Source organism: Pseudanabaena sp. 'Roaring Creek' (genome assembly GCF_001402795.1).
GTDB lineage: Bacteria > Cyanobacteriota > Cyanobacteriia > Pseudanabaenales > Pseudanabaenaceae > Pseudanabaena.
Window position 1 is genome coordinate 1 of record NZ_LIRE01000341.1, and the last position, 12,062, is coordinate 12,062.

11 protein-coding genes are annotated in these 12,062 nt (G+C 43.5%); 8 read left to right on the forward strand and 3 right to left on the reverse strand.

The features are described from left to right. Positions 1 to 54 precede the first annotated feature (54 nt). From AC805_RS11605 to AC805_RS11630, 6 genes are all read left to right on the forward strand, one after another. Complete coding sequence (locus tag AC805_RS11605) at positions 55 to 1,413, forward strand: phospholipid carrier-dependent glycosyltransferase (RefSeq protein WP_055075589.1); 1,359 nt, start codon at positions 55 to 57, stop codon at positions 1,411 to 1,413. A gap of 209 nt (positions 1,414 to 1,622) precedes the next feature. Next, the gene (locus AC805_RS11610) at positions 1,623 to 2,591 is read left to right on the forward strand and encodes a DnaJ C-terminal domain-containing protein (protein ID WP_055075590.1); all 969 of its coding nucleotides are present in this window, start codon (positions 1,623 to 1,625) and stop codon (positions 2,589 to 2,591) included. Between the two features lie 42 nt (positions 2,592 to 2,633). Next, on the forward strand, positions 2,634 to 3,113 hold the full coding sequence (locus tag AC805_RS11615) for a CRR6 family NdhI maturation factor (protein WP_055075591.1): 480 nt from the start codon (positions 2,634 to 2,636) through the stop codon (positions 3,111 to 3,113). Positions 3,114 to 3,187: 74 nt separating this feature from the next. Beyond that, positions 3,188 to 5,698 (forward strand): DEAD/DEAH box helicase family protein, encoded by a 2,511-nt coding sequence (locus AC805_RS11620; RefSeq protein ID WP_055075592.1) that lies wholly within the window; start codon positions 3,188 to 3,190, stop codon positions 5,696 to 5,698. 14 nt (positions 5,699 to 5,712) lie between these two features. Next, positions 5,713 to 5,958 (forward strand): hypothetical protein, encoded by a 246-nt coding sequence (locus tag AC805_RS11625; protein WP_055075593.1) that lies wholly within the window; start codon positions 5,713 to 5,715, stop codon positions 5,956 to 5,958. Beyond that, complete coding sequence (locus AC805_RS11630) at positions 5,945 to 6,391, forward strand: HNH endonuclease (protein WP_055075594.1); 447 nt, start codon at positions 5,945 to 5,947, stop codon at positions 6,389 to 6,391. Before AC805_RS11625 ends, AC805_RS11630 begins: the two co-directional genes overlap by 14 nt. A gap of 9 nt (positions 6,392 to 6,400) precedes the next feature. Here AC805_RS11630 and AC805_RS11635 read toward each other — a convergent pair whose 3' ends face one another. Further along, on the reverse strand, positions 6,401 to 6,685 hold the full coding sequence (locus AC805_RS11635) for a hypothetical protein (protein ID WP_055075595.1): 285 nt from the start codon (positions 6,683 to 6,685) through the stop codon (positions 6,401 to 6,403). Positions 6,686 to 6,830: 145 nt separating this feature from the next. Between AC805_RS11635 and AC805_RS11640 the strand changes: the two genes are divergently transcribed. Further along, positions 6,831 to 8,351, forward strand: a complete 1,521-nt coding sequence (locus AC805_RS11640; protein ID WP_055075596.1) for a bifunctional orotidine-5'-phosphate decarboxylase/orotate phosphoribosyltransferase — start codon at positions 6,831 to 6,833, stop codon at positions 8,349 to 8,351. Positions 8,352 to 8,569: 218 nt separating this feature from the next. Next, complete coding sequence (locus AC805_RS11645; RefSeq protein WP_055075597.1) at positions 8,570 to 9,445, forward strand: hypothetical protein; 876 nt, start codon at positions 8,570 to 8,572, stop codon at positions 9,443 to 9,445. 140 nt (positions 9,446 to 9,585) lie between these two features. Here the strand turns inward: AC805_RS11645 and AC805_RS11650 are convergent, their stop codons facing one another. Both AC805_RS11650 and AC805_RS11655 read right to left on the reverse strand, forming a co-directional pair. Further along, positions 9,586 to 10,182 (reverse strand): hypothetical protein, encoded by a 597-nt coding sequence (locus AC805_RS11650; RefSeq protein WP_055075598.1) that lies wholly within the window; start codon positions 10,180 to 10,182, stop codon positions 9,586 to 9,588. A 122-nt stretch (positions 10,183 to 10,304) separates the two neighbouring features. Beyond that, positions 10,305 to 11,849: a trypsin-like peptidase domain-containing protein gene (locus AC805_RS11655; protein ID WP_231662704.1), complete on the reverse strand. Its 1,545-nt coding sequence runs from the start codon at positions 11,847 to 11,849 to the stop codon at positions 10,305 to 10,307. Between the last annotated feature and the right edge of the window lie 213 nt (positions 11,850 to 12,062).

Here is a 12,062-nt window from a genome sequence, read left to right on the forward strand (position 1 = left end):
ATCAAGAACTGATTGCCGAAAAGTTAGTGAAGACTCCTTAAACAAGAATTTTAGATGAGTAATTGGATCGATCGCCTAATTATTAATCCATTCGCTCGTTCGTTCGCTCGTTTGTCCGATCGCCTAATTTGGTTATCTGGACATCCAGTATTTGGAGTAATGGCGATCGTCTTCATTGCATTTTCGACACGCCTATGGAATTTGGATGGCACAGCGGATATCGTGTTCGATGAGGTTTACTACCCAAAATTTGCCCAAAACTACTTGCATGGGGAGACTTTATTTGACGCGCATCCGCCCTTAGGTAAGTACATCATTGCCCTTGGCATTCAACTTTTGGGCTATGCCCCCCTTGGCTATCGCTGCATGACTGCCTTAGCAGGAGCGATATTGCCTTTAGTTATCTATGAGTTTATTTGGCAATTGAGCGATCGCCGCGACTGGGCTTGGCTGACGGGTTGTTTTGTCGCCTTGGATGGTTTGCTATTGGTAGAGTCAAGATATGGGTTGATTAATACCTATATCTTGCTATTTGGGATGCTGAGCCAATTATGTATGGTGTTAGCCCTGAAGCGATCGCGCCAACGTTGGTTTTGGACGCTTGTCACGGGTTTAATGCTGGGAGCCTCGTTTAGCGTTAAATGGACGGGCTTAGCCTATATTATCGGGTTAATAGCGATCGCTGCCTATATCTGGTCTAGTCACCGCCAAAAACTAAGCCTGCCGCAGATTATCATTGGGTTAATTATTTTGCCCATCGCTTTTTATTTTTTGCAATGGATTCCCCATTTAATGCTCAATCCCGAACGCGATATTTGGGAACTACACCGCCAGATCTTCGGATTCCATCAAAACTTAGGTGTGGGTAAAACTGAGCCAATTCATCCCTATTGCTCGCCTTGGTGGAGCTGGGTGCTGTTAATTCGCCCGATCGCCTACTTCTTTGAAACGCGCCCCAATAGCATGGTGGAATTTGTCCATGCGATGGGCAATCCAATCTTATATTGGCTCAGCGCGATCGCCTTGCTAGTCTGTCTTACCTTTTTAATCGCCTCAAGGCTAAGGTTTCCGCCTCAGTTCATAGCTCAGATGCACCCGAAAAAGCGATCGCAGCTATTTTGGTTTATGTTCTACGTGACGAGCAGTTTTGCCGCCCATTGGTTGCCTTGGAGCTTGAGCAAAAGGTGCATATTCCTCTACCACTATATGCCTGCGTCAGTTTTTGCCTTTGCCGCACTTTCTTTCTTAGTTTCCCTAGCTTGGCGATCGCCCTTAGCCAATATCCGCGCGATCGGTTCGGGCGTTTTTGTAAGTATTGCGATCGCCTTTTTGTTTTGGTTGCCGATTTATATCGGTTTACCGATCTCATCGAGTTATTTGCCCGTGCTAATGTGGTTGCGTAGCTGGATCTAAAACCCAGATATTTATCAGTAATACCAATTTCCAAAATGGCAACGCCATTTTGGAAATCTCAAAACCTTACTGGGTTTGGTGTTTAATTCACAAAAGTGTTGTCACACTTTCGTGAATTGGTATAACGCTTTATACAGCCTCTAAATATCTGGGTTTGGAGATTGCTATAAGGTAAGCTAAGTTATCTCCTTGTTTGCAGTTCGGGAAATATGCAAAACTTTCGCAATTACTATGAAATCCTCGGTGTACCGAAGACAGCTACGGCTGACGAAATTAAGCGCTCCTATCGTAGGCTAGCGCGGAAATATCATCCCGACCTCAATCCCAATGACAAGGCTGCCGAAGAACGCTTTAAGGATATTGGTGAAGCCTACGAAGTCCTGTCTGACACTACCAAGCGCCAGCAATACGATCGCTTTGGGCAATATTGGAAACAAGGTGGATTCCAAGGTCAAGGTGGACGTTCGCCATCTTCTCGCGAGCAATACACGCCTGACTTTGAACGCGGCTATACGGGCGATGTAGACTTCAGCCAATATAACGACTTCCAAGAATTTGTCGATCAATTATTAGGTAAGTTCCGCACCAACGAACGCGCCCAAGATACTGGAGGCGCATCTTCCTATCGCACGACTACCCAAGCGCCACCACGCCCTACCCCTCGCCGCGACTCTGAAGCAGTATTAGAGTTGCCCCTCGAACGCGCCTATGTCGGCGGTCGTGAGCGGATTCGCCTCGAAGATGGGCGATCGCTAGAAGTAAATATGCCCGCAGGTGTGCTTTCGGGACAAAGAATTCGCCTCAAGGGACAAGGGGCTTCGGGGGGCGATCTTTACCTCAAAATTACGCTGAAGCCCCATACATTCTTTACCCTTGAAGGTTCCGATATTAGATGTCAGTTACCCATTTCTCCTAGTGAGTCGGTCTTGGGTGTACAGGTGGAAGTCCCCACTCTAAGCGGTTTGGTGAAATTAACCATTCCCCCTGCGGTGAAGTCAGGTCAACAGTTGCGACTCTCTGGTAAGGGTTTCCCCAAGGATGCCAGAACCTTTGGCGATCAATATGTGGAAGTCCAGATCGTGGTTCCCAAAACTCCCAGCAAGCGCGAACGCGAACTATACGAGCAGTTGTTAGAGATTCAATCCTTCGATCCTCGCGAGAATCTCCCGAAAAAGTAAACCTTAGGTTGTTAACCTAACTTAATTCTATCTAAATCCATAATGCCTACTATCTATATCAATCAAGCCTGTATCGAGTCTCTAGACATTACTCCTGCTCAAATTGCGATCGAGAAGTTGCTAGCAAATTGGGATGATACGGCCGAAAGCGATCGCGCCTTTCAAATTGAACTTGTCTGGGATAAGGAAGATGGCGATCCTCGCGAGTTATCGGAAATTTCAGAAGTACGTCTCTGGTTTGTGCGTCTCGATGCGACCTATCCTTGGTTTAGCTATCTCCTCGATTGGCGTGCAGAACTCAGCCGCTATGCCGCGATGCTAGTTCCCCACGAGTTCAAGCGCGAAGGTGATGGCTATGTGTTGCAATACAATCCTGAAGCACTGGAGCTTTTTGTGATGCAGAAGGTATTCACTATTTCGCTCTGGCTCAAGTCACGCGGTATTGAAAGCACTGCTAAGTTACAGCAAATGGCTCAAAGCTTAGGCTATGAAATAGATACAGCATTTTTTAATCTTTTGTAAAGTTGCTTAGTTTCGGCTCTAGATTTTTCTGTGTTTGGTGCAATACAGTTGTTTTTAAACAGTAGAGTAAATATATGCTTATTGACTTTGACAAACTTAGCGGTGGTAACAATAGTGATACAGCTATTCATCCTAGAGAAATATTTGCCGCTCTTCCAAATAAAAAAGAAGGTAGATTTGAATATCCGAGAGATGTTCAAACACAGGTATGGGAAAAATGGCATTCAAGGAGAGATGAAAAAGATCTTGTAATTAAGATGAATACTGGGAGTGGGAAAACCATAGTTGGACTACTCATTTTAAAAAGCTGCTTAAACGAAAATAAAAGTCCAGCAGTATATGTAGTGCCTGATAATTACTTAGTACAGCAAGTTTCTAAAGAAGCTAAAGATATTGGGATTGAAGTAACTGAAGATCATCTTTCCCATAGATTCTTATCTGGCAAAGCTATTTTAGTTGTTAATATCCAGAAGCTAGTTAATGGAAAATCTGTTTTTGGAGTTGGTGATGAAGGAAGAAAAATTAAAATTGGGAGCCTTCTTATTGATGATGCTCATGCTTGTCTAGATACAGTTGAAGAACAATTCACTCTAACAATTGACATAGCAAATCCTGCATATAAAGACATCTACAACTGCTTTAAAGAATCACTTCACGCTCAATGTGATTCAAAAGCTATTGAGATCGAAGAGAATCTTCATGCTTATATGCAAGTTCCTTTCTGGACATGGCAGAACAACGTACCAGAGATATTAAGGATATTAATAAAATATAAAGATTACAAAAAGGACAAAAATGATAACTGGCTAACATTCGTATGGTCATTGATAAAAGAATCATTGCATTTATCAAGATGTGTTGTTAGCTCAAAAAAGATAGAGATTACTCCACACTTCATCCCAATTCATATCATTCCCAGCATTACAAATGCTCAAAGAAGAATTTTTATGACAGCAACTTTGGTGGATGATAGCATCTTGTCCAGCCACTTTGGCATTACAGACGATTCTATCAACAAAGCAGTTGTACCTGATACGGCAGGTGATATTGGCGATAGAATGATTTTTCTACCTCAAGTAATCAATCCAGAAATTACAGATACTCAAATCAAGAACTTCTGCAAAGCAGTTTCGCATAATATTAATGTAGTTGTAATTGTGCCATCACATGAAAGATCTAAGTTTTGGGAAGATCAAGCTGATCTTATTCTAGACAAATATGATTTGCATGAAGGAATAGAAAGATTAAAACAACCGAAAAGAGTTGGTTTGGTAGTGCTAGTAAACCGCTATGATGGAATAGACTTACCTAAAGATGCGTGTAGACTTCTTGTAATTGATGAACTACCAAATATTAGTCGAGAAATAGATAAGGTTGAGACTAGTATTTTGATGGAAAGCCCAAGAAAAAACAATCAATTAATTCAAAAGATTGAACAAGGAATGGGTCGAGGAGTTAGATCAAGCGATGATTACTGTGTTGTTTTCTTGATGGGGCGAAATCTGACTAGTCAATTATATGCAGGTGGTGAAATAAATCGTTTTTCTCCAGCTACTAAAGCTCAAAAGAATCTTTCAGACGAAATTTCAGATCAGCTTAGAGGTAAAGGCTTAGATGAAATTAAAGAAGTCATGATGTATTGCTTAGATAGAAATCCTCAATGGGTATTTAAAAGTAAAGGTGTATTAGCATCACTTTCTTATCAAATCCAAAGCAATCCCGATTTAATAACAGTTGGTTTAAGAAAAGCATACGATTTTGCATATGTGAAAAACTTTGAGGCGGCTATCAATGAGCTTAAAAATGTTGTAAATATTGCAGAAGATAAAAATCTCAAATCATATTTGAAGCAATGTTTAGCCGAATATATTAACTTTAATGATCCTGTTGAAGCACAAAAAACGTTAATGTCAGCGGTCAGCAATAACCCAAAACTAACTAAGCCTATCAGCGGGATCTCATATCATAAGCTCGAATCAAAAGTTATGGATCAAGCAAGACTATGTAGAGATTACTTAAGACAAAATTTTGATACAGAGCCTAATAAAGTAGTCGTTTCTATGAAGGCTCTGTTTGACTCTTTGATATTCAAGCCAAAAACCGCTCCCAGATTTGAAGAATCATTAAAACTAGTTGCTCGTTATATTGGATTTAATAGTCAACGACCAGAGGAAGATTTTGGAAAGGGATCAGATGTTTTATGGGCTGTTGGAAACCTAACATACTTTGTTATTGAGTGTAAGAATGGAGCAACTACAGACAAGATTAGTAAAAGTGATTGTAACCAGCTAAATGGTTCAGGAGAGTGGTTTGCAAACACTTATGATCATACTTGCATTTTTACACCTATTTTAATTCACCCATCAGTGATATTAGATTCTGATGCTTCCCTTAAAACAAACACACGAATTATTAACATAGAGAAACTTGATCTCTTGCGTAAAAACATATCTGACTTTATTAGTTCTATATGTTTAGAAAATAAAATTAATGATGAGAAAGCTATTAGGGAAAGGTTGATATACCACAATTTAACGGCTGATAAATTTTGTGAGATTTATACAATTCGTTATTCATCTAAATAAAAAAGTGAAATACTATGAGTACATTACTAAAACCATCATCCCTTCTCCCAAAAGGAATGCGAATCCAGCAAATCAACCATCTCACACTCTTTAAATTTACCGATGAACTAGGCGATCGCCTTCAAACCCTACTCGACAAGAAAAAGGCTGATACTCTTACGACTACAGAAAATCTTGAGCTAGAAGCGATCGGGGAGCTAGACGAAATTTTTAGCTATATTAATGCGGCGATCGCTGCTAGTAGCAATGCCAATATCTAAATCAGTCTATACCGCCGTAAGACAACGCGCCCAATTTCGCTGCGAATATTGTCACTATCCAGAACTGCTGAGTTCTGCGCCACTTTCAATCGATCATATTCAACCTCAGTCTCTTGGCGGTAGCGATGACATAGAAAACCTTGCGCTGGCTTGTCGTCGCTGTAATGAAATACGCTACAACTTTACTACTGGAATTGATCCCACCACAGGGATAGAATGCGATCTATTTAATCCTCGTCAGCAAAAATGGTCTACACATTTTATGTGGTCATCTGATGGATTAGAGATCATTGGCAAAACTTCCATTGGACGCGCTACTTGTAATCGTCTAGATTTGAATGATGTTCGTCGTGAGGAACCCTTCATTCAAAATGCAAGGCGACAATGGGTTCTAGCCAGAATGCATCCACCCGATGATGACCCGCAACAGTGAAGCAACCCATTAATTCTCAAAACTTACTTTTAACTGTTTCATCAATTCAGCCAGTGAAATATTCCGTAACTGCGATAACTGGATAAGATTTTGAAGGCGATCTCCGTCAGCTAGCTCAACCATATCAATTAGCTGGAGTAAGTCTTGATGTTCTTCGGGAGTGATAGTTTGCGATCTTATTTTTTCGCTTAAATCATTGTATTGTTGCTGCAATTCTGCTGGTAAAGCTCGATTGATTTTTTGCAGTAGTTCTAGTTCTGCACTGCTCTCTGTCTTAAACTGAACTGTAGCCATGCGTAGTAACGATTGTAAAGTTGTGAATACATTTTCTTATTGAGCATTATAGCAAGAGTGATATTTTCTTAAAGCGATGAGCTAGAAGCGATCGCTGAAGACGAGATTTTCAACTAGATGTCCACCTTTACCTCAGCCCGAAATTATGAGCTTTGCTGCAAAACTCAGAACTGCGATCGCCAAAAATCAGAGCATTTTATGTTTGGGGCTAGATCCTAACCCTGAGGTAATGCCAACCCAATATAGAGCAAAATATGACTCGGAGATGAGTGCGGGTGACGATCGCACGATCGCCTACCTCTGGGAATGGATGAATTTCATCATTCAATCGACTTCAAATCTCGTTTGTGCCTACAAGCCGACGTTAGGGTTCTATACAGCTTTAGGAGCAGGGGGATTAGAGCTATTAGTCAAGACCTTAGCGGCAATTCCATCAGAAATTCCGATTATTCTCGATGCTAAGCACGCCGATCTCAACAGCAGCTCAGTGATGGCAAAAACTGCCTTTGAACAGTGGGGGGTGGATGCCATTACCGTAAGCCCCTATATCGGGCAGGATTTAGCCGCGCGTTTTTTGATGTATCCAGACAAGGCAATTTTGGTAAGTTGCTACTCCTCCAATGCCACAGCACAGGACTTTCAGGAATATCCCCACCCTGAGCTGAAATCTCCATCCACTTCACGGCGAACGGCTCTACCCATGTATTTAAATGTGGTTCAAAATTGTCAAGCTTGGGCTGGCATGGAAAATCTTGCCCTAGAGGTAGGGGCAGCCGTTCCCGATGCCCTAGCCAAGGTGCGATCGCTGGCTCCTGAGCGCTTCATCCTAGCCAGAAGTATCTGGGCAGGTCGAGATAATGGGCAAAGGAGCGCTAGTTTGGCGGCAATTCTCAAGGCAGGACTAGATCGCAATGGTGGCGGCTTAATCTTACCCGTTAATCAGGATGCTCTAGCTATGGGAGAACCCGATGTATTAGTGCGATCGCTAAGGGATGAGATTAATCAGGCGATCGCTGCAACTGATCGCCAGCAACCTATTTGCGATCTCTGGATGCCCAATGTGTGCCTGATCGATCGCCAAAGACACCCCCATGCCAATCTAATTTTGCAACTATTTGATATTGGCTGCATTACCTTTGAGGAAACGGTGCAAGCTTCTGGACAGATATTTCCCTACTACATCGATCTGCGGCGAATTATCTCCAACCCCCAAGTCTTTGAGGCAGTGATCGCAACCTATGCCGAAATCTTGCAGAATCTGCAATTCGATCGGATTGCAGGCATTCCCTACGGTTCTTTGCCCACCGCCTCAGGACTAGCCCTGAGATTAAACTTCCCGCTCATTTTTCCGCGCAAAGAAGTAAAGGCCTATGGAGCCAGACGCTTAATCGAGGGCAATTATGAGGCAGGAGAAACGATTGTGGTTGTCGATGATATTTTGATTTCAGGCAAGAGCGCGATTGAAGGGGCGCAAAAAATCGAAAGTTGCGGCTTAAGGGTGCGCGACATCGTCGTATTTATCGATCACGAGTCAGGAGTATGCGATCGCATCCAAAAGAGTGGATATTCCCCCCATGCGGTGTTAAAAATTTCAGAAATAAATGAGACACTTTACCAATCTGGGCGTATAAGTGAGAAACAATTTCTGACTTTGTCGCATTCTTAAAGTGTTTTGCGTTGATAATAGGCGTATATTTTTGAGAAAGCCAAGCTTTGCGTAGATTTCTCAAAAATATATGGGCTTAACCATATGGGCTTGACCAATTGAGCAAAGTAGGGAAATCCCCATTTTCTTCGATCGCTTTTGTATCGCTTTTGTATCGCTTTTGTATCGCTTTTGTCTTGTTTTTTAGTATCGTTACAGGTTATTGATTAGAGTTACGCATGTTCAAACGAATTACTCTGTTACTTGTTTCTGCGGTAGTTGCCTCGATTGCGCCGATCGCCAATCCTGTCCTTGCGGCTCAATCATCGAAGCCCGCTCCTCCCGAACTATCGAATATCGTCTTTGCCTTGGATAAAGCCGCCAGCAGTCAGGATCTTGAGGGGGTGATGAAGTACTACGCTCCCAACTTTAACCACTCCGATGGACTAAATCGCGATCGCTACAAGCAGGTATTGGGCGAACTCTGGCAACGGTATAAAAATATTCGCTATCACACCGAAATCTCGAAGTGGGACAAACAAGGCGACCTAATTACGGCGGAAACCGTAACCATGGTGCAGGGTGGCAAGGGAGCCGAGAACGATAACTTTAAGTTAGACGCTAGATTGATCTCAACTCAGACCTATAAAAATATTAACGGTCAGTTACAGGTGGTATCCCAGCAAATTCTTTCCGAGCAGTCTTCATTAAGTACGGGGGACGCGCCACCACCCGTCAAGCTGAAAGTTCCCGAACTCATCGGTGTCGGTCGCCAATACGTACTCGATGCGATCGTCACGGAGCCACTGGGCACGAGTTTGTTGCTTGGCGCGGCGATCGAGGAGCCTGTTGAAGCCAAGAATTACCTCAACGACAATACGATCAATCTACGTCCCCTCAGCGCAGGCGGACTATTTAAGATCGGTCAAGCGCCCTTTTCTTCGGGCGATCGCTGGATCTCTGTGGTACTAGTGCGCGAGTCAGGAATTACGATCGCTAGTCAGCGTTTGCGGGTTTCCAAGGAATTTACGGGCAATCAATACACCCCTTTGCCTGAGCCAGATACGACTCCTAGCCGCGTCCGTCCACGCCCCAATAACGAGCAAACCTTATAATCAGCAATTAACGCAAAAATAAAGGCGGCGCTTTGCGCCGCCTTTATTTTTGCGTTAATTGCTATAGTCAGTAATCCCAATAGAGAGTTGCGGCGCGAAGCGCCGCAACTCTCTATTGGGTTTTATTTCCTAACTTGGTATTAATTGCCAAAGCGTGGCGGCGGTGGATCGGTTTTAAAGATAGTTTTCCATGCGTCTACCGTACCCGAACCAATGGGAAAATCCGAAGTCTGATCGTTATTCCAAATAGCACGTATAGTTGTACTCCCCGCAGGAAAATTCGCTAAGATAGCCGAAAGTTCGGGATCGACAGCACCAGAATTGTAGGTGTAAATTTTACCTTGATAGCTAAATAGCAAGGATTTCGGCGATCGCGATCGCGATCTTTTTTCCGTGATGGCTTCGCGATCGCTATAGCGCTCGTCAACATAATGATCATCACGCCGAACGCTCCGAGTCTTCCAAACCCGACGATAACCGACCACCTCTGACCAATATTCGGTATAGGTGGCGTTAATCCCTTGTTTTGACCAGCTCGTCACAAAAGCAAAATCATCGCTGAAGTGCTTGTCATAAACTATTTTGCCATCAAAGGGATTTTCAACAATACTTGACCAAGCCACACCAGCATCTTGATTCACTGATGCGGGCGTTACCGCATAGGCGCTAGGTGTCAGTGCGAATAGCAGGCTACTAATTCCCAAGACTAAATATCCAAGGTTGTATTTTGGACGCATAGCAAATCAATCCTCCATTGTCAGTAATTCAGAGTAGCGAACGCGCAGCGTGCGCTACAGGTTTTTAGGTTTTATATTAGGTTTTATATTTAATTGCGCAAAATTACTCAACCATCAGCAAGCTATCGCAATCGTTTAACGATGAGTTGATAAGAGCCTTTACCATTGCGATCGTAGGCATTAACAATCGTTCTATAGGTACCTGTTACGGGCAATTGGAGTGTCATTGAGGCATTTTTACGACTGGGTAAACCGTCGTTTTCTTGCAAAACCTTACTATCTGGCGAAAATAACACCAAATAGGGATGGAAATCCGAGCTAACCAGTTCGATACTCACGACTTGCCCCGCCTGTCCGTTAAAACTGAAGGCATCAAAGAGACTACCATCACGGGCAAAGACTCGACTCTGCGATCCTAAGACTCCATTTTTTTGCAAAAGGATTCCTAAATTATCAGATTGTAACGGAGCTATGAAATTATTGCCCTGTTGATTGCCCTGTTGATTGCCCTGTTGATTGCCCAATTGATTGCCCAATTGATTATTCGGGCTATTACCTAGCAAACCTGCGAGCGTAAAGCGACCTACCTGTCCAACTTCATAGGAATTGGCATAAAGCGTATATTTACCAGTGCTGGGCAGGGTAATGGATATTCTTGCATCCTTGCCACCACCGCTATCGTCATCCTCGGCAACCTTACGACCATTGGCATCAAATAACACCAGATAGGGGTCAATCTCATTGCTCCGCATCTCAATCACTAACGATTGCCCTGCTTGCCCCTGAAACTCGTAGGCTTTGTAATAGCTGCCATCGGGCAAAGTATTGTCGGTAGCACCTAGGGTAAATGCAAGCGGAATACCATTAAGCGTAATAACTTTGGGGCTGTTAATCGGCGCAATATTGTTACCGATCTTGCCTTGGCGCACTTCCGCAATAAACTGTTTAACCGTATCAGCCTCGATCGCTAACCCAATACCGCTATTAGTAGAATTAGTCGTAAAAATTTCTGTATTCACCCCCACCAATTCCGCCCGACTATTGAGCAATGGTCCCCCTGAGTTGCCAGGATTCAATGCTGCATCGGTTTGTAATTTTTGGCGATCGCGATCGATGCGGCTGATAATTCCCGTGGTCAGGGTTCCTGCAAACCGACCGAAGGGATTGCCGATCGCAAAAGCTCGCTGACCGACTTGGATCGCGCCCGACGAGCCGATCTGAATTGTGGGTAAGCTTTCGGTGACCCCCTCTAGCCTAATCATGGCGAGGTCGGGATTGCGGCTATTGGCAATTACCACCCCACGAAATTGGCGCTTATCGCTGAGGATGACCGTGACGATGCTAGAGCCGCGTACTACATGGGCATTGGTCAAAACTAAGCCTTGCGGATCGACGATCGAACCACTGCCATTGCCGAGTTGGGATTGGATCGAGACCACTGCGGGACTAGCTAATTTATAAACGCGGATATTTATCTCTTCGTCCGATTGGGCATTGACAGGGGCAATTGTAGTCAAAGGGATAATTGCGATCGCGCTGATGCCACCACTGAGAACGAGACTAGGTACCACAAAGTTAACCAAACCCTTGGTGATGAGTTTTTTGATTCCTTCTTTCACAGATCCATCCTGAAGCGCAGTCTCTTTAGTGATTATTCGTATAGACAAGAAGCCCTAGGCTCTTGTTTCCGAATATAGCAATCCTAAATGAGTTATGAGAGGCTTCGACTGCGCTCAGCGATCGGGATACGCTCGCTGAGCGCAGTCGAAGCCCTATTTTTCTCATAAATGATTTAGGACTACCATATTAGAGAGCTTTTTTTAATCTCTTTATTATTATTCCTATGTTATAGCTATAGCCAAATAAGTTAAGACATAAAA